This is a genomic window from Microtetraspora fusca (genome assembly GCF_001570365.1).
In the GTDB taxonomy this organism is placed as follows: Bacteria; Actinomycetota; Actinomycetes; order Streptosporangiales; family Streptosporangiaceae; genus Microtetraspora; species Microtetraspora fusca.
This window is the reverse complement of sequence record NZ_BBYK01000038.1, coordinates 275,327-299,367: the sequence shown is the minus strand read 5'-3', so window position 1 is coordinate 299,367 and position 24,041 is coordinate 275,327. Positions and strand designations below refer to the sequence as shown.

The following is a 24,041-nucleotide window of genomic DNA, read 5'->3' as shown; positions in this document are numbered from 1 at the left end:
CCCCGTTCCGGGAGCATCCCAAAGTGCCGGAAAAGCCGATGACCCCGCACCCGAGGGTGCGAGGTCACCTTCCGGACCCGGGCCCGCGTCGGCGGGCCCCGCGATCACGGTTACCAGTCGCCTCCGCCGAAGTCGCCGCCACCGAAGTCGCCACCGCCACCCCAGTCGCCGCCACCCCAGTCGCCGCCACCGCCGCCGAAGTCGCCTCCGCCGCCCCAGTCGCCGCCTCCGGAGTCCGCGTTGCCCGCCGCGAGGCCGTCCGCGTAGCCGTGGCCGTAGCCGCCGCCGTGACCGAAGCCGCCGAACGCGCTGCCGAGCATGGTGCCCACCAGCATGCCGGTCAGCATGTCGCCGCCGCCGAAGCCGCCGTAGTAGCCGTAGGCGTAGGGGTGGTAGGCGGGGCCGGCGTCCCAGTACGGACGGCGCTCGCCGTTCACCAAGACCTCGCGCATCTGCGGGTCGAAGCCGCGCTCGACCGCCTCGGCGTCCGCGGCGCAGGCCGGGACGTCGCGCGGGGCGCCGCCGGGGGGAGCCCAGCGGACGTTGCGCGCGGACGGGCCGTGCTGCGGGTTGAAGAAGCACGGGGGCAGCCGCTCGGGGACGGGCTGGTTGTTCACCCGCGCCTTGACGCAGGCGAGGGCGTACCGCCCGTCCTCCAGCGACGCGGTCACCGTGCGCAGCTCGTCGGCGCGCTTGACCGCGGCCAGCTCGTTCTTGGCCCGCTCGTACGAGTCGAGGGCCCGCTGCCAGTCGGCCGACGTCTCGGACTGCGGCAGCATCTTGACGTCGATGTCGAGCGCGGTGATCTCCTCACCGAACTTGGTGACGTCCTCCTCGACCGTCTGCTTGACGGCGGCGAGCTCGGCCGCCTCCTTTTCCTCGCGCTTGCGCTTGGCACGGCGAGAGAAGACCCACAAAGCGCCACCTCCGACGACGGCTATGCCGAGAATGACCAGCAGGCCGCTGCCGCCACCGCCGCCCCCGCTCACCGGCTTGGGGTCGAGCGCGCCCTTACCCTCACCGTCCACGGCCATGTTGATGCGGTTCACGAAGTCCTGCACACCGGCGGCCATGTCTTTGTTGGCGTCCGTGGCGGCCCTGGCGAGCTGGCCGGCGCTCGGCGACCGGCGCGGGAGCGCGCTCGACCCCGCGTAGAGGGTCTTGCCGTCGAGGACCGCGACGGTCGCCTTCGGACGGCCCGCGTCCTTGAGCGCGAGGCCGAGCGAGGTGATGTAGGTGCCGGCCGCCTGGTTGGTCGTGATCGACCCGTCGGGCAGCGCGACCATGTAGATCTTGCTTTTCGAGTTCTTCAGCGCGTCGCGGATGTCGCCCTGCTCACCGGAGGACAGCGGGCTGCCGTCCTGCACGAACAGCGGATCCTTCTGGTCCTTCCAGTGCGCCAGCACCGTCGAGACGTCGGGGGGAGCCGCGACGGCGGATGACGCGGATGCAGCCCCGCCGGCGAACAGCGTGAACAGGCCGATGAGGACCGCCGCAACGGCGGCCCCCACGCGGCCCAGCGGATGGGTGATGGTCACGGCGTAAGCCTCCTTCGCCCTTGAGGACGAACCGTGATGCGTAATTGTTCCTGCCGGGCGAAACCGTATCCGCTCGTGAAACCGATCCACGCCGGGTTCACCCCATTCCCTCGTGGCGTCGGCGGAGGTCAGTACCCCTGGTAGCCCGCCCCGGTCTTCACACCGACCACTCCGGGCACCGCGGAGACGGATCCGTACCGGGCGATGGCGTACCGGACGCCCGCGATGATGTTGTCCACCGGGTTGTAGATGTCCTTGTGCCCCGGAAGCGACCACGCGTTGAACGTGGGGTCGATCGTCTGCATCAGGCCCTTGGAGGGAGTCCCCCTGATGGTGTTGATATCCGAGGGGTCGGTGTTGACGATGCGCGGGTTCCCGCCGGACTCGTGCTGGATGATCATCCAGATGTCGTCGATGTTCATCTTCGACGCCGGGTATCCGTGTGCCTTGAGGATGGAGACGGCCTCCTCGATCCACGCCCTGACCTCGGCGGGCGCCGCGGGGCCTCCTCCGGGCGGCGGCGGTCCGCTCGGGCCGTAGCCGCCGAAACCGCCGGAGCTGCCGGAACCACCTGAACCACCGGAACCACCGGAGTTGCCGGGGCCGCCGGAACCTCCGTAGGAGGCGAGCGTGGTCCGCGCGTCGCTCCCGGCCTCCGGCGAGTAGCCCGGGGTGCGCTCCCAGCCGAGCCCGGTGCTCGCCGAAGCGGGGACGAACGCGTGGTCGCCCGGCGCCTTGATGGCCGAGAACTTCGCCATGCCGTGGTCGCGCAGGTCGCCGACCGCCGCCAGCGCCGTGTCCACGGCCTCGTCGGCGCTCTCGACGTGCGGCCGCGCCGAGGTGAGCGCCTGCTGCACCAGCGCCCGCTTGTCGTCCGCCGCCTTCTGCGCGCTCGCGTCCGGGTGGTCCTTCGCGTACGCCTCCGCGTCGTGGACGACCCCTTCGCAGATCGCGTACACGTCGGTGTGGGCCTTCTCCAGGGCGTCGGCCGCCTTGCGGAGGTTCCTGACGGCCCGGTCCAGCGCGTCGTGCAGCTCGTCGGCGGCCGGGCCGTACTTGCGCATGTGGGTGACGAAGGCGTCGGCGGAGGCGCCCTGCCACGCGTTGTCGACGTCGTCGACGGCGGCGACGAGTGTGCCGCCCTGCTCGTTCAGCATCCGCATCACGCCGGACCAGCGGGTGGCGAGGCCGCGGATCAGCTCCGGCTTGCCGGTCACGTCGGCGAGGAGCCCGGCCAGCTCGCCCCCGCCCGGCAGCGCGGCGAGCTGGGGCAGCGCCGCCCCTTTCGGCTCGCTCACCGGCCCGCCCGCCTGAAGGGGCGCCCCGAGCCTGCCAACCGCAGCGAGGCCAATAAACGCTGCGAGGGGCGCGGCGGTGTCTGGACCGAGGAACGAGCGGGCTGAGGGACGAGGACCCGAGTGACGAGGGAAGACATCGCCTGAGGGCGCCCCGAGCCCGCCGAGCGGAGCGAGGCCAACAAACACGTGCTCATCGGATCTCCTTGCCTGGGCGTAGAGGCTGACGTTACGGCGAGGGGTGGGGCGTCAGGCGCGGGCCAGCCGCTCCCCGTCCTGCTCGCTGGCCCTGCTCACTCCGCGGATGTTGTTCCCTACGGTCGTCAGGGAGTTCCCGTTGGCGTTGAGCAGGCCGGAGACCCGGCCGAGCTCGCTGGAGAGCGCCGCCTCGACCTCGTTGATCGCGCCGGCCAGGCCGCCGGAGCCGCTCAGCCGGCCGAACGCCGAGGAACCGACGCCGCCGCCCGACCCGGACGCGGTGGAACCGCCGCCGCCCGACTCGGACGCTCCGGTCGGTGTGGCGAAACTCCGCGCGACCTCGTACAGGGCGCTGCGGCACCGCTCCAGCGCTTTGAAGTGGAGATCGAGACCCGCCATGAGCCGACTCCTTCCGGCGTCCCGACAAAGCCGATCAATCGGAGCATAGTAAAAAGATCCTCGCGCGAAAGGCGGTGACCGGACAGACGCTCATGGAACGTTCGGCGCGAGGCCGGGCCGCCGCCATGCCGCCGCCATGCCGAGGGCGCCATGCCGAGGGGAAGGAGAAGAGGGTATGAGGAAGCCGGACGGGATCGAGGTGTCCCACACGGAACTGCGCGCCGCGGCCGAGGGGATCGTGAGCGTGGGGCAGGACATTGCGGTGGAGGCCGAGATCTTCGCCGCCGAGCCGGCCGGGAGGCCGGATGTCTGGGGCGACGGGGACCTGGGAAGTCTGATCGGCCCCATCTACGCGCAGCTCAGGAATGAGGCGTTGGAGGCGTACGCGGCGCTCGCCGACGGCATCAGAGAGGCGGGGACCATCGTCGGGACGATGTCCGTCAACCATGCCGCCGCGGAGTCGGCCGCCGAGGAGGCCGGCGCCGCCGCCGTTCCCGACCAGGTCGTCTGATCAGGGCCGATAATCCGGGTTGGGGATGTAGTCCCCGAAAGTCTCGGTCGTCGCGTCGTACGGCCGCGCCCCCTTGATGTACCGGCCCTCGATCCCGCCAGGGAACGCCACCTCCCGCTGGTGTCCGGTGCGCAGGGCGCTGCCCATGGTCTCCACGATGTCGATCCCTCCCGGCGCGTCCACGTCGTACAGGTATCGGGTCGGGAAGATGTCCATCGGGTTGTCCAACCGCGTCGTGCTGACGAACGCCGACTCCTCGAACCGTAGATGGGATTCCAGGTCCGTGTTGCCAGGGTTGCGTGGGTGGAAGCCCGGCCCGAACACCTCGTCCGGGTGACGGTCGTCCGCGCGCCGGAGGATGAGCCGGTCGCTCCGCCACACGGGGGACGGGGTGATGGCCTTGACGTTCACGCTCCGGTCGGCGGCAGCACGGAGCGGGTCGGGCCGGGCCATACGCAGGCGCAGCCCCATGGGAGTGATCTTTTCCAGGAGCGCGCGGGCGCGGAGCAGCAGTCTTTCGACGATGCGCTTGACTCCGTCGAGGACGGTCCGCAGGAGCCGCTGGATGGCGGTACGGGTCGCGGCGGTGTACAGGGGGATGCTCGCCAGGGAGGTGCCCAGGCTGGCGCTCGCCGTGGCGATCGCGCGTGCGACGCTTACGGCGAGGCGGGCAAGGGCGGCGATGATGCCGAGTTTGAAGGCGGCGACGAGGGCGGCTCCGGCGAGGCAGGCGGCGCCGATGAGCCGGGTGGCGGTGGCGGCGTTGTCGGTGTGGGTGCCGGGGCCGTCGGCGGAGGTCCAGTGGTCGTACATGGCGGTCACGTCCCGGCCCGCGTTCCGTTTGATCACGCGCAGGACATGCTCGCCGGCGGCCTGAGAGCGTTCCTCCAGGGTGTCGGCGTGGCGGAGCCAGCCGCGCCCCGCCTCGACGAGTTCGGTCTCGTCGATGGCGGGCCAGGTGTAGCCGACGAGCCCCATCGCCAGGACGAGGCCGGACGGGAGCTGGATCCCCATCAGCCGACCCGCTCCCCGTGGGACGTCACGGTGACGGGACCGTACGCCGGCGGGGCCGTACGCCGGGGACTTCGGAGGACGGTGGGGCAGGACGCGCGGATCATCAGCTCGCCTCCGGGGGCTGCGGCGGCGGGAGGAAGGCCGTCTGCATCAGGCGGTTGCCGTACTTGCGGTCCACGTGGTAGCCGCGGCCGGGTGGGAGCGCGTGCGCGCGCACGTTCCCGAAGAGGAAGCCCTCGTCCCGGTTGCCGGACAGGACGACCGCGGGGCTCGCCATGTCCTTGATGCGCTGGATGAGCGGGTCGAACATGGCGCGGCCGAGGCCGCCCATCGACCGGGACATCACCAGGTGCAGGCCGATGTCGCGGGCCTGCGGCAGCAGCTCGGCCAGCGGCAGCAGGGGGTTGGACGAGGTGGCGACCAGCTCGTAGTTGTCTACCACGATGTAGAGGTCGGAGCCGCGCCACCAGTTGCGCGCCCGGAGCTGCTCGGGCGTGAGGTCGGCGGGCGGCAGCCGCTTGAGCAGCGCGTTCCGGGCGTCGTTGATCAGCTCGGCGGCCGCCGGCCCGGACGCGGCGTACCCGATGCGGTGGTCGGTCACGGCGGTGTCGAGCAGCGAGCGGCGGTAGTCGATCACGATCATCATGGCCTCCTGCGGGGTGCGCCGGGCCACCAGGCCCTCGGCCACCAGCCGCAGCAGGTTGGTCTTGCCGCTCTCGGTGTCGCCCACCACGACGAAGTGCGGGTCGGTGTCGAAGTCGACCATCACCGGCGAGAGCGTGTTCTCGTCGATGCCGATCGGGATCCGGGGACCGGTCTGCGCGATCGCGGGCAGCGTCTCGGCGGGCAGCACGGACGGCAGCAGCCGTACGGCGGGGGCGGGCCGCCCCTTCCAGGCGTCCCGCACCGACTGGACGAGGGCGCGTACGCCGTCGGGCAGGTCGTCGGCGTTCTGGACGCCGTCGATCCTCGGCAGTGCGGACAGGAAGTGCAGGCCGTCCCTGGTCAGGCCGCGTCCCGGCACACCCTCCGGCACGGCCAGCGACTTCTTGCGGCTGATCTCCGACTCGTACGCGTCGCCCAGCTTGAGCTCGATGCGGGTGCCGAACAGGTCCCTGATGCCGGGCCGGAACTCCGACCACTTGTTGGTGGCGGCGACGACGTGGATGCCGTACCCGAGGCCGCGCGCGGCCAGGTCGGTGATCACGGGTTCGAGCGAGTCGAAGTCCTGCCGGATGGTGAGCCAGCCGTCCACCACGAGGAAGACGTCGCCCCACCCGTCGCCCTGGAACCCGCCCTCGGCCAGCCGCCGCCGGTAGTCCGTGATCGAGTCGATCCCCTGCTCGGCGAACTCGCGTTCCCGCTGCTGCAGGAGCGTGGAGATCTCGGCCACGGTACGGCGGACCCGGTCGGCGTCGAGGCGGCTGGCCACGCCGCCGACGTGCGGCAGCCCCTCCAGGGAGGCGAGCGAGCCGCCGCCGAAGTCCAGCAGGTAGAACTGGACCTCGCGCGGGGTGTGGGTGAGCGCCATGCCGGCGATCAGCGTGCGCAGCACGGTGCTCTTGCCGCTCTGCGTGCCGCCCGCGACGCCCACGTGACCGGCCGCGCCGGACAGGTCCAGCCAGAACGGGTCGCGGCGCTGCTCGAAGGGCCGGTCGATGACGCCGACGACGGCGTGCAGCCCCCCGCGTCCCTGCCAGCCCGCCGTGGAAAGTCCCAGCTCGGGGGTGATCGACAGCGGCGGGAGCAGGTGGATGAGGCTGGGCGGGGCTCCGAGGGGCGGCAGCCAGATGCTGTGGGCGGCCGGTCCCTTGTCCTTCATCCGGGCCACCACGACGTCGAGCAGGCTGCGCTGTTGCGGTGGCGCCTCGGGAGCGGCGGCCTCGGCCGGCTCCCCGGCCTTCGGCGTCTCCTGCGGCTTCTCGGCCTCGGGCTCGGGCGTGTACGCCGGGCCGTACTCGACGACGCGGGGCGTCGGGGCGCTGCCGTCGGCCGCGACCGGCTGCCCGGCGCTCGGCTCGTACGTGCCGGAGACGTAGGCCGCCTTGAACCGGGTCATCCCGGTGGTGTCGAACTTCAGGTAGCCGTTGCCGGGGGCGGGCGGCAGCTCGTACGCGTCGGCCACTCCGAGCACGACCCGGCTCTCCATCGCGGAGAAGGTGCGCAGGCCGATCCGGTACGACAGGTGGGTGTCCAGGCCGCGCAGCCGCCCCTCCTCCAGGCGCTGGGAGGCGAGCAGCAGGTGGACGCCGAGCGAGCGGCCGAGCCGTCCGATCATGACGAACAGGTCGATGAACTCGGGCTTGGCGGTGAGCAGTTCGCTGAACTCGTCGAGGACGACGAAGAGCGTGGGCAGCGGCGCGAGGTCGGCCCCCTGCTCCCTGGCCCGCTCGTAGTCGCGCAGCGAGGCGTAGTTGCCCGCGGCGCGCAGCAGTTCCTGGCGGCGCACCATCTCGCCGTGCAGGGCGTCGTGCATGCGGTCGACGAGCGGCAGCTCGTCCTCCAGGTTGGTGATGACCGCGGAGACGTGGGAGAGGCCCTCCAGGCCGAGGAACGTCGCGCCGCCCTTGAAGTCGACGAGCACGAAGTTGAGGATCTCCGACGAGTGGGTGATCGCCAGCCCGAGCACGAGTGTGCGCAGCAGCTCGCTCTTGCCCGATCCGGTGGCGCCGATCACCAGGCCGTGCGGGCCCATGCCGCCCTGGGCGGACTCCTTGATGTCGAGCTCGACCACGCGGCCGTCCGCGCCGAGCCCGATGGGGACGCGCAGCCGGTTGCGTCCGGCCCGGGGCCGCCAGGTGAGGGCGGGGTCGACGCGGGCGGCGTCGCCGACGCCGAGCAGGTCGGTGAGCGAGGTGTTCGTGGCGAGGACGTCCTGCGACTCCCTGCCCTTGGCCGTGGACGCGCGCAGCGGGGCGAGCTGCCGGGCCAGCCCCTCGGTCCTGAGGAAGTCGAGCCGGTCGGGGTCGCCGAGGCGGGTCCTGCTCTCCTTGCCCGCGTGGTCCAGCTTGATCATGAAGAAGCCGTCGGGCTGGACGTCCAGCCGCAGTGTGCTCTGCTCCTCGACCGCGCCGGCCGACCCGGACAGGTCGATCACCGTGACGCCCTGGATGGCGTCCGTCCCGAGCTGCGAGTCGATCGGCACCCGCCCGCCGTCGAGGATCAGGACGTGGTACGGCAGGGCGTCGGCGGCCCCGCCCGGCCGGAACCGGGCGCGCTCCGTCAGTTCGCCGCCCACGAGCCGGTCCAGTTCGGCGAGGTTCTCGGTCATCAGCCGCACCTGGCCGGCGGCGTCGGTCTCCTCGGGGTGCAGCGCGTGGGGCAGCCACTTGATCCACTCCCACTGGGGCATCCACTCCGGGCCCGCGCACACCATGATCCGCATGTCGTCCGGCGAGTGGAACACCGCCATCTGCGCGATCATCGCCCGGACGAGTTCCCGTACGGCGACGGGGTCGCCGGTCAGCTTGATCCGGGCGAAGGAGTGCAGGGCGACGGCCACCGGGAGCGTCGACACCGTGGAGTGCGCCCGGACGAACCGGCGCAGCGCGCCGGCCGACAGCGCGTCCAGGTCCTCGACCGGCTTGGAGTCCGGCGGGATGAGCTGGATCGCGAGTTTCTGCACGCCGGTCCCGAGGCGTACCGTGCCGAAGTCGTCGTCGCGGGGGCGCCGCTCCCACAGGCGCGGGCCCATGGCCAGCCACCACAGGGAGTCCGGCGCGGGGCCGCTCCATTCGAGGGCCTCGCGCTGCTGCTTCGCGGCCCGCCGCACCCGCTTGCGCACCTGCGAGAGATAGCGGAAGTAGTCCCGGCGCAGGCCGTTCATCCGGTTCTTGCGCTCGCCGGCCTGGCGGCCCATCTGCCCGACGCTCATGCCCACCATGGACACGGCGAACAGGCCGCTCGACACGTACATGATCGGGTTGCCGTTGCCGCCCCCGGTGAACATGAGCCCCATGGCCGCCGCCCCCGCCAACATCGGCAGGTAGGTCAGCACGCCGGTGAGCCCCTGCGGCTGCACCTCCGGCACCTCCGGCGGCGGCTCCAGCAGGATCTCGCCGCGCGGTGGTTTCGGGCTGGGGCGCCGCTCGGGACGGCGCACGATGACAATGCCCACCCTCGAGGCCCCCTCCTGATCGGTGTGGATCTTTTCTTACCAGATGCGGTTTACGTCCGAGTGGAGGAAAGTAAGCGCGCTATGTTCGCGTTGTTCGCTGTTCCGCACGCGGAGGGAGTACGGCAGTGACATCCTTGGCCGCCCATGAGCCCATGTCGCAGGGGGCCCTTGCCGCGGCCGGCGCCCGGCCACCGGCGCTCTGCCACGTCACGATCGTCGGCCCGCACAAGAGGGCCGATCTCGCGCTACCGGCGGACATCCCGCTGCCGCATGTCATGCCCGGCCTGCTGCGCGCGCTCGGCGAGGTGGACGGAGAGTTCGCCCCCGCGCCCGGATGGATCCTGCAGCGGCTCGGCGGCACCCCCTTCGACATCGGGCAGAGCCTCGGGGCGCTCGGCGTCCTCGACGGGGAGGTGCTCTACCTCCGCCCGCGCGAGTTCGTGCTGCCCCCGGCGATGTTCGACGACGTCGCCGACGTGGTCGCGACCGGCGTCAAGGAGGGCAGGAACGCCTGGAGCGGCAGGCACACCCGGCTGCTCGGGATGGGCGCCTCCTGCGCCCTCCTCGTCGCCGGGGCTCCCGCGCTCGTGCTGTCCGGCGCCGCCCTGGGCGTGGTCGCCGTGGTCGCGGGCGTGCTCGCCCTCCTCCTGCTCCTCGCCGCCGCCTCCCTGTCCCGGGCGCTCGGCCACTCGGGCGCGGGCGCGGCGCTCGGCTACGCGGCCCTGCCGTACGGGTTCCTGGCCGGGCTGCTCGCCCCGGCGGGACCGGCCGGGCTCGCGGGTCTGGGCGCGCCGCACCTGCTCGCGGCGCTCGCCTGCACCGCGTTCGTGGCCGCGGTCGGCGGGGCCGCGGTGGCCGACGGCGTGCCCGGGTTCCTCGGCACCGCGATCGCGTCGGCCGCCGGGGCGGTGAGCGCCGCCGTCGTCATGGTGTTCGACGTGCCCGCGGCGGGGGTCGCCGCGGTCGCCGCGTCGCTCCTGCTGGCGTGCAGCCCGTTCGTCCCGTCGCTGGCGTTCCGGCTGGCCCGGATGCCGCTGCCCTCGATGCCCACCACGGCCGAGGAGCTGCGCGCGGACAACGAGCGGGTGGACAGCGCGTCCATCCTGGAGCGGACCGGCCAGGCGCAGCGCTACGCCACCGGGATCGTCGCGGGGATCGCGATGGTCGTGCTCGCCGCCCAGCCGCTGCTCGTGCTCGACGAGGGGTGGATCGCGCCGGTGATGTCGCTGGCGCTGTCGCTGACCCTGGTTCTCCGCACGCGGGTCTTCCACGGCGTCGCCCAGCGGCTCTGGCTGACGGTGTCCGCGCTGGCCGGGCTCGTCCTGCTCGCGCTCACGCTGAGCACGCGGGCCGACGGCGTCTGGTCCGTCGCGCTCGTGATCGGGCTCATGTGGGCGGCGGCGATCCCGGCCGGCCTCGCCCTGTGGCTGCCGACCGGCCGCCCGTCCCCGTTCTGGGGACGGGCCGGGGACATCGTCGACGTCGTGCTGACCGCCGGCCTGTTCCCGCTCGCGCTGGGCGTGCTGGAGGTCTACGCCTGGATCCGCGGCCTGTCCGGCTGATCCGGCCGACCGGCCGGGCAGGCTCTCACTGGCCGTACGGCAGGGGCACGTCGCGCTTGGGGGCGAGCCAGTCGAAGCCGGCGGTGGGCGACGGCGTCCCCGGGGGCCCGGGCTTCGTGAAGGTGGGGGCGCGGTTCACGTCGATCGTCGCCTGCTTGAAGTCGATGGCGACGTCGCCGGTGGGCTCGACGTTCTTCAGCTGGATCTCCTTGCGCCACAGGTAGCCGATGATGACCGCCGCGCCGCCGAGATAGCCGAGCAGGGCCTTGCCCCAGGCGGCGAGGATCTTGTCCGCCGCCTGCATGAGCGCGCGTATGAAGAGCCGGGCCTGGGCTCCGGCCGGGGTGAGGGTCAGCACCGCCGCGGAGATCGTTGTGGCGAGAAGCGTGACCGAGAACGCGAACACCGCCCATCCGAAGTCGCGGAAGGTGGCCCCGACCTCGTCGAGCAGTCCGGCGGTGTCGGTGACCGTGCCCCGCAGCACCTCCAGCTCCGACTGGAAGGTCACGGCGGCGTCCTCGAACGCGAGGTGGTCCTCGGCGATCCAGTCCTCCCTCGACTCGGCCAGCATGAGCGCGATGAGTCGTTTGGGGCCGCCGTCCAGCTCACGGGCGAGCGCCAGCCAGTTGTTGGCCGCGTGAATGATCGCCTCGTCGTCGACCAGGAGGCTCTCCACGAACGTCAGCGCGAGCAGGCCCCCTCCCGCGAGGAGTTGCGCCCGTCTCAGGTTCGTGAGCGCCTCGACCGCGGGAGCGCCCGCGTGCTTGCCCATGCTCGTTTCCGCCTTTCCCGATGATGCCGACGCGCCGGGAAGGCCCCCGGCGCGGCGTGAGTTCTCGTCCGGCTCGCGTCCCTGACGGGGCCGGGCCGGTGTGCGGACCGTCAGACGTACTTGACGGTGCTCGCGTCCTCGGCGTCGCGCCAGTTGGCGGCGGCGATGCCGAGCTGCTCCATCCACTTCTGGGCCGTGTCGATGGCGTCGTCGAGATGGCCGCGCGCCCTGACCACCGCGCTCTCGTACGTGGGCAGGATGATGGCGCTGCCCGACATGCCGAGGTCCCAGGGGCCGAGGACGGTCTCGTCCACCTGGCTCCTGCGCTTCTCGAACTGGGGGATGACGTCGTCGGCGAGCCGGTTCCGGAGCTTGTGGATGCCGTTCGAGGTGACGTACCGGTCCTGGTTGGGATTCGGAGACATGTGATCTCCATATCACCGTGATCGTTCCGGCAGCCACGGCGCCGAAAGCGTTCATGCAGGTGGGAGGTGTTTGTTCATGCCGGGTTGGGGGCGCGGCCACCCGGCGCTGGCGGCCGGTTCACTGTTCCATGATCGACTCGCGGGCGACACGACCACGAGGGGGCAGGGATGTTCGACTTCGATCCCGCGACGGTGCGTACGGAGGAGATCGACCGGATCTCCCGGGAGGCGGAACGCACACTCCGCGGCCTGACCGAGGCCCTGGGACGGCTGGGCGAGGTGACCGGGGAGGGAGAGGCCGCCGGCGGCATGATCCGCGCCATCGTGGACGGCGAGGGCCGGATCAGGGACGTCCGGTTCGATCCCCGGGTGATGCGGCAGGACAGCGAGGGCCTGGCCGAGGCGGTGGTCAGCGCCATACGGGCGGCGCAGGAGGACGCCCGGGGCAGGACCGCCGAGGTGCTCGGCCCGGCGCTGGAGGAGCCTCTGGGCGGAGCGTTCCCGGACGCGCCCGGCGGGCGCGGGGAGGCTTCCGGCGACGGGAGGGAGCCCGGCCGCTCCGACCGGGCGCTGGACATCGACCGCGCGCGGCGGAGGCTGGAGGCGATCCAGGACTCCTTCCTCGACTCGATGGAGGGCCGGATGGCCCGCCTGGACCGGTTCCGGCACGGCTCCGGCTGACCCCGGTGAACCGGGGGAGCGGTTCGGCCTGGTCAGCGGTGGTTTCGTCTACTCGGGAGGCGCCGCATGGCCGGAAAAGCCGGTGAAAGCGAGGGGCAATGAGGTACGTTGCCCCAAATGCGGTCATATGTGATCTCTGGCGCATGGACGGCCGCCGGTACCGGAGATGGGGGCGACGGATGACGGGCTTCGGCGACTTCGCGAACATCGACATCGAGCAGCTCATGCGGCGCGGCGATCAGCAGATCGAGGAGATGCGGCGGTTCGAGAGCGTCATGTCGGGCCTGGTCGGCCGGGCGCAGGACGAGGACCGCCTGGTCACCGTGGAGTACGCCGGTGCCGGTCTGCGCGAGCTGGAGCTGCACCCCAAGGCGATGCGGCTCAGCTCGGGCGAGCTCGCCGAGAAGATCAAGGAGACGATCCGGGCGGCGGCCGAGGACATGCAGCGGCAGGTGGAGGAGGCGTCCGAGGAGGTCTTCGGCAAGGAGAACGACCCCATGAAGCTCCTCAAGGAGCCCGACGCGGCGATGGACAAGGTCAGGGAGGCCGAAGGCATCTACGGCCGGACCTTCGACGACGTGATGGCCGAGCTCGACCGCATCCGGCGCCGCCTCGGAAGCGACTGATGACACGGGCAAGTTGATCAAACTTTACTCATCCGTAATCTACATACATGTTATCTAGATAGATCTTGAGGCATACGATGCGGTCTGGTGATATCCGTACGACGTGTCCTTGATGCCGGGAGCGTCCAGGGCCAGACCGGCCACATGTCACGGAGGTGACGGAATGTCGCAGTTCTTTGGTGCAAGCCCCGCGCAGATCAAGATCGCGTCCAGCCATGTCGTCGACACCGCCCAGTACATCGAGGGCCTTCGCGCGGGTGTCGAGACGACGGCGAACGGCCTGCTGGCCACGGGCTGGATCGGCCCGGCGGCCGCCGTCTTCCGGCGGGCGATGACGACCTGGAACGACAGCATGAGGGCGGTCCGCGAGGACCTCGAGTCGATCGCGGAGACGATGGGCGTCAACGCCATCGTCTACGACGCCGCCGACCAGGACGTCCAGGCCGGTGTGGGCCGGGTCGAGTCGCTGATCAACGTCGACATCAAGTGACCGAAAGCCAGTCAGGCAGGAACGGAGAGCGCTGTGTCCGCTGAACTCGACTTCACCAAGGTCAACTTCGGCCACATGGAACTGACCCAGGGGGACATCGTCAAGATCCTGGGCGACTTCGAGCGGGCCACGGCCGACCTGCTCACCAAGCTCCAGCAGGACCTCGCGGGTCACTGGGAGGGCGACGACGGCGCGGAGGCCTTCTTCCGCGAGCACCAGCGGAAGTGGGACGCCTCCGCCGCCAAGATGAGGAGCCAGCTGGACGAGATCCAGCGGGCCATCCAGATCGCCAACGAGAACTACCAGGCGGCGGAGATCAGGAACAAGAGCATGTGGGTGAACGGCTGACCCGGCGCTCGCGCGGGCCTTCCGGGCCGTCGCCGTTCTCGACGGACGGGACGGCCCTTCCGTGTTCGATTCCGCGTACGGCTCGGTGACGGGCCTCGCCAGGTCGTGAGTGGGGTGACATGACGCATAAAGACGCCATGGGTGACGACGGCGGCGCGCTCCCGCTCGACCCGAAATGGCCGGGCCTGGACGGTGACGTCCCTCTGTACTACAACGTCGCCACGATCAGGACGATCGCCGGTGAGTTGAAGGAGTACCTGGGCGGCACCGAGGGAGCGGCCTTCGCCGAGGGCTACACGACCGGCTCGGTGAAGAGCATCGAGCAGAGCGGTCTGGAGAAGATCGGGTCCGGACAGCTCGGTGAATGGACGGACGCGAAGCTGCTCGCCGGCACGGCGGCCAGGGGCGGCAAGGCGTTACTGGACGCCTACCGGCGGTTCGCCGAGGTCTACGAGACCGTGGTGCTCGTGATGGAAGCCCACGCCGACGAGTACGCCAAGACGAACCACGCGAACGAGGGCGACCGGAGCGCCTGATAGGGGGCCGCGGTGGACATCGACAGACAGACTCTCAGCATCAAAACGGGACAGCCTCCGACGGCCGCCCCGGTGGCCCCTCCCACCGACACGGAACAGATCGCGGAGTGGCTGCGGAAAAGCTCGCCGACGCTGGTGAGCGACGCCGGATTCGCCTACACACACGCCGCCTCGACCGTCGAACTGATGACGGAGGCGATCCAGTCGCGCGCGCAGCGGCTCTCCGAGGCGTGGAAGGGGCCGGCCGCCGCCGAGGTCCAGAAGGCGCTGCGGCTCCTCACCGCCGCGGGCGAGGAGCTCGCCACGAAGATGCGGGGGATGAGCCAGGCACTCAGGCTGTACGGCGAGGTCCATCTCCCCAAGGCGAAGACCGAGATCGAGCAGATCCGGGGAAATCTGCAGAAGGAACTGCCTGGGTGCTACCCGGGGACCGGTCCGTTCCAGCCGCCCAAGCAGCTCCAGCCGAACACGGGCCTGTCGCTGACGGACACCACGGGCGTCCCGAGCCCGACCCAGCCGTCGCAGAACCCCTACGGAGTCATCGGCGGCCAGACGGGCACTCCCCCCAGCCTCCTGCGTTCCGACTACAACGGCATCAAGACCCAGGGCACCTATCTGGCGGCCAAGGCGTTCGCGGACAACAACGCCAGGAGAGTGCTGGACGAGCTGAACACGAAGATCGTCGAGATCTACGCGGCTCACATACCTCCTAACGTGACGTACGAGCTGCCGAAGGTGTCGCCTCCGGCAGGGAAGTCCCCCGAACGGCGCCCGGTCACCTACGGGGAGGTGATGTCGGGCTCGGGCGGGGGCGGCACGTCGAGAGGCGGTTCCGGCGGCACCGGCGGTGCGGGTCACAGCGGTGGTTCGGGCGGTTCGGGAGGCTCGTCGCCGCGGACGGGCTCCGGCTCGGGCGGCGGGGGATCCCACGGGACGGACGGCTCCGGCACGGGAGGCGGTCACACCGGCGGTGGCGGCGGTTCCGGCGGCTCGGGAAACCCGGGATCCCCGGAAGCGGGCGGCGGCGCGACCGATCCGTCAGGTGGCGCGGGCGATCCCGGCGCCCCCGGGACCGGCTCCAACCCCGGCTCCGATCCCGGGACGGGCGCCGGTGCGGGCCCCGCGACGAGCACGGGCGACGGCACCGCTCCCTCCGTCATCGGGCAGAACGACGTGACGGGAAGCGACGGGCAGAGCACCGAGACGGCCGGTGTCCGGGACATGCCGATCACGAACCCGGTCACGAATCCGGTCATCGGCGACACGACCGGCCGGCTCATCTCGGTCGATCCGCGCGTGACCGGCGGCGTGGTGCCCACGCCCGGCACGGGCGTCCCGTCGGTCCTGGGCGGGCCGGGGTCGGGCGTACCGGTCTCCGGCCAGCCGGGGCCGGCCGCGCCCAGGGGCCCGGCGGGGTCCTCGACGCCGTTCGTGCCGATGGGCGGAGCCGGCGCCGCCGGTGAACGGGAGAGCCAGGAGAGGACCACCTGGCTGAACGAGGAACGCGATGCCTGGGATTCCAGCCATCGGGTCATTCCGCCGGTGATCGGCTGACCCCTACCAGAGCAGGATGGTGCGCATGGCGCTCGAGTACGACCCGGACTGGCCCGGTCTGACGGACAAGAACGACGCGAGCGGGGCGGGCAGCCGGGAACTCAACCGAACGGAGATCAAGCGGATCGCCGGTGACCTGCGTACGGCCCTGGACGCCCTGATCACGGAGACCCAGGCGCCGGCACGTTACGAGCTGCGCGCCCCCGGGGACAACTCGCCGATGCAGGGGCCCCCGGCCGGCGCGGGATCGCTGCAGGACCTGCGACGGGAGTGCGGGCTCGCCGCCGATCGCTACGGCTCATGGCGGGCGGCGCAGTCCTTCTACACGGCGGTGAATGTCGCATACGTCCAGCTCGTCGGCGAGGGCACCGTCAAACGCGACGGGGACAGCCGTTCCGGAGGCGAGCGCCTGCAGGCGGGGACCGGCGCGTACGCGGACCTGGTCACGCAGGCGGACGCCGCCGCCCAGACGTTGCTGGCGATGGTGGACAGCTATGACAGAGCGGAGCAGGCCAACGGGGCCGACGCTCCGCGCGAAGCCTGACGGAGCGCGCGATGACGGACCCGGAGATCAGAAGCATCGATCTGAAGAAGTTCGCGATCGCCCCCACCAAGGACGTCGATCTCGCCACCGGCTTCTGGTCGACCCTGTTCCACTCCAACATCGACACGATCAAGAACTGGGTGGACAACACCGACCCGAACTCGGTGCGACGGGCCGGGCAGTATTACTCCGCCGCGAAGGGGCTGCTCGACGGCTTCGCTGCGGATGTGAAAAGCGCCGCGACCAAGCTGGCCGAGCACTACAAGGGCCCGGAGGCGGTCGAGATGCAGAAGCAGCTCCGAAGCCTGCACGCGAGCGTGCGCGAGCTCGCCGGGAAGCTGGGGAAGACGGGACGAGCGCTCCAGGACTACGCCGACACTCTCGTGTACGCGCAGCGGAACGTGGTCGAGAAGGTCGGCGAGGACTCGCGTTCCGACCACGACATCGACTGGGCCGACGTGTGGTGGGGCCGGTCTCGCACGGAAAAGCGCGCCGTCGACCATCTGAAGCGGGTCAACGAGCGGATCGTCGAGAATTACGAGGCGCTGCCGTCCGAAGTCCAGCAGGCGCTGCCCAACCCCCACGACATCGGTCTGCCGGACTTCACGAAGGTCCAGTACGACCCGGAGAAGCTCAAAAACCTCAACCTGCCCCCGGGCGCGGGCGGCCCCCTGCCCGGCTTCGACGGGGCGGGCAAGGTTCCGAACGTCAACGGGTCGGTTCCGAACGCCGGCGGTTCGGTTCCGGACGTCGGCGGCCTCGGTGGGCCCGGCTCGGTCCCGGGAGACCTCGGGCTCAACGACCCCGGAAACGAGGGGGTCACGCCGTCCGTCCTCGGCCCGTCCACCGGCGGTCTCGGAGGAGGAGACGGGACCGGGGTGACGCCCGGCGGCCTCTCCGGAGGGGGAACGGGAACCGGACCGGGATCGGGCTACGGCACCGCCGATCTGGCCGGGTACAGCGGCCCGGGAACGCTCACCCCGTCGGCGACCACGCTCAGCGGCCCCTCCTCCACCGGATTCCCCGGCCATGGAGGCTCGTCCGGCTCCGGCACCGTCGGAGGGGGCTCAGCCGGGATCGTGCCGGGGCTCGGCGGCGTGGGCGCCGGCACGTCCGGAGGCGGGGCGGCGTCCCGCGGTACGGGCCTTCGCGGCACGGGAGCGGCGGGCGCGAACGGCATGGTGGCGCCCGGCGCGCACGGCCGCGGACAGGGCGGCGAGGAGCAGGCGGACCGCGAGAACTCCACCTGGCTCATGGAAGACGACGAGGTCTGGGGCGACGGCGGCAGCAGCATTCCCCCGGTGCTCGGGTAGCGGACAGCGGAAGGCGCGCACATATGACTGACTCCTCGTCCGGTTCGGGCATCCCGAGCGCCGCCGACCTGATGGGCGGCTCGTCGCTGATGGGCCACAGAGAGATCAAGTTCCCGAGTGAGAAGGGAGAGGTGACGCGTCTCGGCGGTGATCTCGCGCAACACGCCCCCACCCTCGGGAACATCTCGAAGGCGACCGGTTCGATCGAGGTCGGGTTCCCCGGGTTCGGCGCCATCGGCCTCGGTCTCGCCAGCGCGCACGACAACGCGCGCAAGGCCGCGGCGAAGGCCCTCGAGGAAGCCCAGAAGGCGCTGGCGTCCTGGGAGAAGGCTCTCAAGGACATGGACGAGAACTACGACCGCACCAACCCCGACCCGCCGAAGAACCCCAACCCGGCAGGGCCGGGAGGCCCCCAGGTTCCGGGTCCGGGTGATCTGGGGAAGGGGCCCAAGGTTCCGAACCCGGACGATCTGGGGAAGGGGCCAAAGGTTCCGAACCCGGACGATCTGGGGAAGGGGCCCAAGGTTCCGAACCCGGACGACCTGGGGAAGGGGCCGAGTGGCGGCCCCGACCTGGGAAACGCAGGGCCGGGCACCGGCGGGCCGACCGACCCGAGCCTCAACCGGCCGGACCTCGGCTTGGGAACCGATCTCCCTTCGCACGACACGACCGGGATCACCACCCCCTCGATCGGCGATCCGAACACCCGCCTCGCGGGACTCGACCCGAACGGCGCCACGATCCCCGGGGGGCAGTATCCGGGCGGGGGCGGCTCCGGGTGGCCGGGAGCCGGCTCGGGCGGTACGACCACCGGCGGATCCGGCTACTCCGGAACGGCGTCGGGGGCGGGGCCGGGCCGGACGGCCGCCGATGCCGCGCGCGGGGCGGGAGCGGGCGGCACGGGGATGCCGTACATGCCCCCGATGGGCGGGAACGCCGCCGGGGCGCAGGAGCGCGAAAGGGAGAAGCCGGGCTTCCTCACCGGTGACGAGGGCGACTGGGGCGCGGACGACGATGTGGCCCCTCCGGTGATCGGTCAGATCGGCTGAGCGCCATCCGGCGACGCCAGAAGGAAAGAGGAGCGGCTCGTGGCTTACGAGAACGACAAGATGTTGCTCATTAACGCGGTGGCGGCGGCCGGCACTTCCGCCGCGCTTCTGTGGGAGTACCCGGTCGCGAGGACCATCGTCCTCATGATGTCGTCGTTCATCTCCGATCCGGAGGCCATGGCCGCGGCCGCGGCCGACTGGCGCTCGCCGGGGAAGGAGCAGGAGCACCTCGACCTCGACACCCTCAAGAACGACATCGTCCGGCTGAAGGACTCGCTCAAGGACAAGTGGCAGGGGCCGGCGTACTCGACCTTCAGCTCCACCGTGGACACCTTCGTGGAGGGAGTCGATCAGCTCAAGCGCAACCACGACGCGGCGGGTGACTCCCTCGACCAGAGCGCGAGGATGTACCACGTCGCCACCGTGGTCTGCGTCTCCGTGGCCGGCGTACTGGCCGCCGTGGCCGCGCTGCAGTACATATGCCTCGCCTACCCCCTTTCCAAGGTCGCGGTTCGGATCGCATCGAGTTCCGTGCTGACCAGCCTCGCGGCGGCGATGAAGAAGCTCCTGCAGCGGCAGGGCATGGCCATCTTCACGCTCGTCGGAATCATCGGGATGGTGGACTGGCAGAGCTCGACCACCGGCAATCTGTTCCCCAGCACGGCGGCGCTCCCGCAGCAACCGGCCGACTTCTCCGGCGCGAACATGAAGTACGACGACACGGCCGGGCTCCAGCAGGACCTGAAGGTCCCGCAGATCTCGTAAATCTAGGGGTTCTGGACCGCCCGTCACTGACCGTACTGCAGGGGCTTCCTGGCGACGGCGGGGTCGAGCGCGGGGCCTTCGGGGATCAGGTGGAGGATCTGCGTCGGCACCGGCGCGGCGTCCGAGACCTGGTAGCCGAGGTCGGCGAGCAGGTCGGCGGACGCGACCGCGAACCGGCGCCCCTGGTCCGTGACCAGGAAGTACGTGTGGACCGCCGAAAGCTGGCCGTCGCCGGGCAGCACCCCGGCCACCGCCGCCGACCCCGGCGGGAGCAGCACCTGGTCGAAATGCTCCTGGTCGCCACTCGCCGGAGGCACCGGGATCTCGATCCGGCTCCCGATCGTGAGCCGGGCCCGGGCCGAGCCGGACTCGCTGTCGGCGTAGACCGCGCACAGCGGCGCGGACGAATCCGGCGTCATGATCTTCGGCATCTCGGTGGGCATCCCGGGGACCGCCATGACGGTCTTCGACACGGGCGCGCTGTTCGCGGTGGCCGCGTCGATCGGGATGGGAATGACCGGCCGCCTGCCGTACGCCTTCCTCTTGCTCTCGGGGTCCTCCAGCAGCAGGCTCGCCTGCGTGATGGAGATCGGGGCGAGCCCGTCGCCCATCAGGACGTACCAGCGGGCGGGGGTTCCGGCCATCGCCGGAACGGTGAACACCTGGCCCACGACGGCGCTCGTGCCGTCCGGACCGCGCAGCCTGCGGCCTCGGCCGGGGACGTCCGGGCTGCGGAAGCCGGGGCCTTCCGGGATGGAGTTCAGCCAGGCCGCGGGCACCTTCCTGGGGTTCGCCCCGACCAGCGAGCGTGCGGCGTCGCCGACGACGCGCATCCGCTGGTCGCCCCAGATCAGCCACTCCTGCCGCCCGTCCTCGACCACCATGGCGTCCTGGCCGATCTGGCGGCCGCCGACGTCCCTGCCGCCCACCAGGGTCACGTACGACGTGCGCGAGCCGGCGACGTCCGTCATCTCCGTCACGCAGGCGGACCAGGGGCCGCGGACCAGCTTCTCCCGCGCGGGAAGCGAGGCCGGCGCGCCGGGGATGCCCACGAGCGGGCCGCGGTCGAACTCCGCGAGTGACTTGGCCGACACGTTGCGCACGGTCACGTCGGCGGTTTCGAGCAGCAGGCGCGCCGACGCGTAGTTGGCGACGGGGAGCAGCGCCTTACCGGCCTCGCTGTAGACGTAGACGGCGCCGCTCTCCTCCTCGACGAGCAACTGGCCGGGCTCGGTCAGGCTCGTCGCGCCGCCCGGTTTGAGCAACCCCCAGATCCCGAAGACCGCCATGACGAGAACCGCGACCATGACACCGGAGAACGACGCCACATTGTGCCGGCGCATCGGCGCCTCCGGCAGGTCCGGCTCCGCCTGCAGCAGGGCCGTGCCCAGGCGCTGCGTCATCAGCCGATGCGCCTGGTAGAGATCCTTTCGGGTCTGCATTCCAGTCCGTTCTCCCCGGTACGGGGTGATCAGTGCGAGCGGTGGCGGGCGTACGGCGGAACAGGATGCCCTCGGGAACGCGGGCGGGCCGTCGGCGGTGGGCCCGGGGGGAACCCGGTCAGGACGGCCGAAGGCGCGGCGACCACGATCGTCGTGGCCGCCGCGCCTCTGACGGCATCCGCCGGACGGGCTCCGAGGGGCGTCCCCGGCAGCGGATCACCTCGAAGGGATCCGCCGTCGGGAACCCCGGGTTCGTTCCCGGCTGGGGTTCACCCGCAGTTCGCCCAGTCACCTCCGCCGCTGCTGGAGCCGGCGCCGCCGGAGAAACGCACGCACTGGCCCTTCCCGGACAGCATCACCGGGCCGGCGTAGTACTCGAACGACCCGCTGTCGTTCGCGACGCCGCCGCCCTGCACTTCGAGCTTGGCCCAGATCGAGCTGGCCTTGCCGACGTCCGCGGTCTTCATGGCGACCACGCAGTTGTATCCGGAGGAGGTGCTGTAGAGCTGGTACACCGTCCCCCCGTCGAAGCTCGCCGAGCGCTGGACGTAGAAGCCGGACCCGTGACCGCCGGTGTTGCAGACCTGCTGCGGCGTGTACGGGTTGCGGGCCTCCGCCGGCTTGGCCGGAGGCGGCTCAGGGGCCTGAGTCTTCGTCGGCTCGGGATCGACCTTCCTGGTGGGAGGCGGGGCGATCACCCTCGTCGGCTCCGGGTCCGGCTGCCTGGTCGGGGTCGGCGGCTCGGGCCGCCTCGTGGGCGTCGGCTCCGGGTCCGGACGCCTCGTGCGCGTCGGCTCCGGGGCCGGCCGCTTGGTCGGGGTCGGCGACGGCTCGGGAGCCGGCGTGGTGCGATCCGGAACCGGTTCCCGCGTTTCGGTGGGCTTGTCCGTGGGCGCCGGCGGCTCCGTGGTGGGAGACGGGCTCGGCCTTGGCCGGCGGGTGCGCGACGGCCGCGCGGCCGGTGTCTCGGCCGCGTCCGTCGTCTCGGCCGCCGTGGGTGTCCCGGCCGCGGTCGGCGCCGACGTCGCCGGCGGCTGCCAGGTCGGTACGGTCGGCGGCGTGATCGGGATGTTCGGCAAGGTCGCGGTGACGGTGGGCGCGGAGGTCTCGTCCACCCAGTCGGTGGGCAGGGTCAGCGGGAACACGCCCGTGGCGTCCGGATCCGGAGTGCTCGCCCACGGGACGGTCACCTGGGTCTGGGGCTGCTGCTGCTTGCCGGTGGTTCCGGCGGAGGGGATGGCCTCTCCCGGAGCCGCCGCCGCGCGCTTGCTCTCCGCCGAACCCTCGGCAGCCGTACGGTCGAACGACGTCGAGCCGGCGTAGTGCCCGGCCGCCCACACCCCGCCGACGGACAGCGCGAGGACGGCGGCCAGCGACGCGGCCAGCCCGACGGAGGGCCCCTTGCGCCGTGGAGCGCCCTGGTCCTGCAGGGTCGTCCCACCGGCCTTCGGGTGGGGCGGCGCCTGGTTGGGCAGCGGAGGCGCTCCCCACACCGGTGCGGCCGGGCGCTGCGCGGGCGGACCCTGCCAGACCTGGCCGGGACCGGCCATCGGGTTCCCATGCGGGCCGTTGGGGTGCGGACCGTTCTGGTGCGGGCCGTGCGCGGACGGTACGGCGCCGGGCATCGGAGGCGCTCCCCAGGGCTGCCCGCCGTTCGGGCCGGGGAACGGCTGCTGGGCGGGCAGGACGACGCCGGCCACGGGGCCCCCGGGCATCGGCGTGCCCGCCACCGCGACGTCCGTGGACGGGGTCGGGGTCGCGTCGTCCTCGCCGAGCAGCCGCAGCATCGCGTTCCTGGCGGTGGGGCGGGCGGCGGGGTCGGGGGAGAGGCAGGCGAGGAGGACCCGCCGCAGGGGCTGCGGGACCGCGTCCAGGGTGGGCGCGCCTCCGGGGCCCGCGGCGGGGCCGGGAGCGCCGGCCGCCTTCGCGGCGGCGATGGCCTCGCGGAGGTTCACCGTCGCCTCGGGCGACGGATCGCCCTCCGCCGGGGAGGCGTCGGGGTCGTCCGGCGTGGCCGAGCTCGGCTTCTCGGTGGCGGCCGCCTTCGCGGCGGCGATGGCCTCGCGGAGGTTCACCGTCGCTTCGGGCGACGGCCCGCTCTCCGCCGGGGAGGCGTCGGGTCCGCCGGGAGTGCTTGAGACGGGCTTCTCGGTGGCGTCCGGGCCGCTGGAGGCACCCTCGGGCGCGGAGCCGCCGGGGACCGTCCCCGTCGTCGCGTAGGCGATGGACGCCGCCCAGGAGAAGAGGTCCGAGCGCGCGTCGCCGGGTTCGCCGCGTACCTGCTCAGGGGCGCGGTAGGCGCCGTCCGACCCGCCCAGACCGATGTCGGACACCCGGGGGCCGTCCGTGCCGATCAGCATGTTGTCGGGGGTGATCCCGCGGTGGACCAGGCCGGCCGCGTGGATCGCGGTGAGAGCGGTGAGGGTGCCGAGGGCGAGGCGCTCCAGCGCGTCGGCCTCCAGCGGCCCGTCGGCGCGTACGGTCTCCTGGAGGGAGGCGCCCTTGACGTATCCGCGCACCACGTACGGCCGGTCGCCCAGCCAGCCCGCCTCCACGGGCGGCACGGCGTGCGATCCGGAGAGGCCCTTGGCCTCGGTCAGCTCCTGGACGAGCCGGTCCCGGGCCTCCGCGTCGGCGGACGGCCGGGGGTGCATCAGCTTGACGACGAACGCCTCTGCCTCCGGAGAGGGGCGTCCCAGATAGGTGACACCTCGGGGCCCTTCACCGAGCCGCCCGCAGAGAGCGTAGCCACCTACCTGCTCTGGATCGTCAGGCAGTAAGGGGAGCATCTCGCCCATCGAACTTCCTTCCGGGCTGTATCAGTTCAATAAGGGCATTCATGATCAGATCACATTCAACCAA

21 protein-coding genes are annotated in these 24,041 nt (G+C 71.7%); 12 read left to right on the top strand and 9 right to left on the bottom strand.

What is annotated here, in order from left to right; all coding sequences use genetic code 11:
* Nucleotides 1-110 precede the first annotated feature (110 nt).
* The 3 genes from AWQ68_RS01480 to AWQ68_RS01470 form a co-directional block, all read right to left on the bottom strand.
* On the bottom strand, nt 111-1,538 hold the full coding sequence (locus tag AWQ68_RS01480) for a hypothetical protein (protein WP_066933282.1): 1,428 nt from the start codon (nt 1,536-1,538) through the stop codon (nt 111-113).
* A 128-nt stretch (nt 1,539-1,666) separates the two neighbouring features.
* The gene (locus AWQ68_RS01475; RefSeq protein WP_066933279.1) at nt 1,667-2,836 is read right to left on the bottom strand and encodes a WXG100 family type VII secretion target; all 1,170 of its coding nucleotides are present in this window, start codon (nt 2,834-2,836) and stop codon (nt 1,667-1,669) included.
* A gap of 246 nt (nt 2,837-3,082) precedes the next feature.
* Entirely contained in the window at nt 3,083-3,430 is a 348-nt protein-coding gene (locus tag AWQ68_RS01470; RefSeq protein ID WP_066933277.1) for a hypothetical protein, read from the bottom strand.
* Nucleotides 3,431-3,605: 175 nt separating this feature from the next.
* On the opposite strand from AWQ68_RS01470, the gene AWQ68_RS01465 reads away from it, so the two are divergent.
* Nucleotides 3,606-3,941 (top strand): hypothetical protein, encoded by a 336-nt coding sequence (locus tag AWQ68_RS01465; protein WP_066933274.1) that lies wholly within the window; start codon nt 3,606-3,608, stop codon nt 3,939-3,941.
* On the opposite strand, the gene AWQ68_RS01460 is transcribed toward AWQ68_RS01465, so the two are convergent.
* Both AWQ68_RS01460 and eccCa read right to left on the bottom strand, forming a co-directional pair.
* On the bottom strand, nt 3,942-4,955 hold the full coding sequence (locus AWQ68_RS01460; RefSeq protein ID WP_066933271.1) for a scabin-related ADP-ribosyltransferase: 1,014 nt from the start codon (nt 4,953-4,955) through the stop codon (nt 3,942-3,944).
* 103 nt (nt 4,956-5,058) lie between these two features.
* Complete coding sequence (gene eccCa, locus AWQ68_RS01455; RefSeq protein ID WP_066933267.1) at nt 5,059-9,072, bottom strand: type VII secretion protein EccCa; 4,014 nt, start codon at nt 9,070-9,072, stop codon at nt 5,059-5,061.
* A gap of 125 nt (nt 9,073-9,197) precedes the next feature.
* Here eccCa and eccD point away from each other — a divergent pair, with 125 nt between their 5' ends.
* Nucleotides 9,198-10,634 (top strand): type VII secretion integral membrane protein EccD, encoded by a 1,437-nt coding sequence (gene eccD / locus AWQ68_RS01450; protein ID WP_245655697.1) that lies wholly within the window; start codon nt 9,198-9,200, stop codon nt 10,632-10,634.
* 25 nt (nt 10,635-10,659) lie between these two features.
* Here eccD and AWQ68_RS01445 read toward each other — a convergent pair whose 3' ends face one another.
* Together AWQ68_RS01445 and AWQ68_RS01440 are read right to left on the bottom strand one after the other, a co-directional pair.
* The gene (locus tag AWQ68_RS01445; RefSeq protein ID WP_066933262.1) at nt 10,660-11,406 is read right to left on the bottom strand and encodes a hypothetical protein; all 747 of its coding nucleotides are present in this window, start codon (nt 11,404-11,406) and stop codon (nt 10,660-10,662) included.
* 110 nt (nt 11,407-11,516) lie between these two features.
* On the bottom strand, nt 11,517-11,831 hold the full coding sequence (locus AWQ68_RS01440; RefSeq protein WP_066933260.1) for a hypothetical protein: 315 nt from the start codon (nt 11,829-11,831) through the stop codon (nt 11,517-11,519).
* A gap of 168 nt (nt 11,832-11,999) precedes the next feature.
* Here AWQ68_RS01440 and AWQ68_RS01435 point away from each other — a divergent pair, with 168 nt between their 5' ends.
* The 10 genes from AWQ68_RS01435 (at nt 12,000) to AWQ68_RS01390 (ending at nt 19,737) form a co-directional block, all read left to right on the top strand.
* Complete coding sequence (locus tag AWQ68_RS01435) at nt 12,000-12,512, top strand: YbaB/EbfC family nucleoid-associated protein (RefSeq protein WP_066933257.1); 513 nt, start codon at nt 12,000-12,002, stop codon at nt 12,510-12,512.
* 179 nt (nt 12,513-12,691) lie between these two features.
* Complete coding sequence (locus tag AWQ68_RS01430; protein ID WP_066933254.1) at nt 12,692-13,138, top strand: YbaB/EbfC family nucleoid-associated protein; 447 nt, start codon at nt 12,692-12,694, stop codon at nt 13,136-13,138.
* A gap of 163 nt (nt 13,139-13,301) precedes the next feature.
* Nucleotides 13,302-13,628, top strand: a complete 327-nt coding sequence (locus AWQ68_RS01425) for a WXG100 family type VII secretion target (protein WP_066933251.1) — start codon at nt 13,302-13,304, stop codon at nt 13,626-13,628.
* A gap of 33 nt (nt 13,629-13,661) precedes the next feature.
* On the top strand, nt 13,662-13,976 hold the full coding sequence (locus tag AWQ68_RS01420) for a WXG100 family type VII secretion target (RefSeq protein WP_066933247.1): 315 nt from the start codon (nt 13,662-13,664) through the stop codon (nt 13,974-13,976).
* 119 nt (nt 13,977-14,095) lie between these two features.
* Nucleotides 14,096-14,512, top strand: a complete 417-nt coding sequence (locus tag AWQ68_RS01415) for a hypothetical protein (RefSeq protein ID WP_157544759.1) — start codon at nt 14,096-14,098, stop codon at nt 14,510-14,512.
* A gap of 12 nt (nt 14,513-14,524) precedes the next feature.
* Complete coding sequence (locus tag AWQ68_RS41915; protein WP_066933239.1) at nt 14,525-16,066, top strand: WXG100 family type VII secretion target; 1,542 nt, start codon at nt 14,525-14,527, stop codon at nt 16,064-16,066.
* A 25-nt stretch (nt 16,067-16,091) separates the two neighbouring features.
* Nucleotides 16,092-16,610, top strand: coding sequence for a hypothetical protein (locus AWQ68_RS01405; RefSeq protein ID WP_066933236.1), 519 nt, complete (start codon nt 16,092-16,094; stop codon nt 16,608-16,610).
* Nucleotides 16,611-16,621: 11 nt separating this feature from the next.
* Nucleotides 16,622-17,923, top strand: a complete 1,302-nt coding sequence (locus AWQ68_RS01400) for a WXG100 family type VII secretion target (RefSeq protein ID WP_066933233.1) — start codon at nt 16,622-16,624, stop codon at nt 17,921-17,923.
* Between the two features lie 23 nt (nt 17,924-17,946).
* Complete coding sequence (locus tag AWQ68_RS41910) at nt 17,947-18,972, top strand: hypothetical protein (RefSeq protein ID WP_066933230.1); 1,026 nt, start codon at nt 17,947-17,949, stop codon at nt 18,970-18,972.
* Between the two features lie 39 nt (nt 18,973-19,011).
* A complete protein-coding gene (locus AWQ68_RS01390) occupies nt 19,012-19,737 on the top strand; it encodes a WXG100 family type VII secretion target (RefSeq protein ID WP_066933227.1) in 726 nt (241 codons plus the stop codon).
* Between the two features lie 23 nt (nt 19,738-19,760).
* Here the strand turns inward: AWQ68_RS01390 and eccB are convergent, their stop codons facing one another.
* Both eccB and AWQ68_RS01380 read right to left on the bottom strand, forming a co-directional pair.
* Nucleotides 19,761-21,179 (bottom strand): type VII secretion protein EccB, encoded by a 1,419-nt coding sequence (gene eccB / locus AWQ68_RS01385; protein WP_066933224.1) that lies wholly within the window; start codon nt 21,177-21,179, stop codon nt 19,761-19,763.
* 269 nt (nt 21,180-21,448) lie between these two features.
* The gene (locus tag AWQ68_RS01380) at nt 21,449-23,977 is read right to left on the bottom strand and encodes a serine/threonine protein kinase (RefSeq protein WP_084463545.1); all 2,529 of its coding nucleotides are present in this window, start codon (nt 23,975-23,977) and stop codon (nt 21,449-21,451) included.
* Nucleotides 23,978-24,041: the final 64 nt, after the last annotated feature.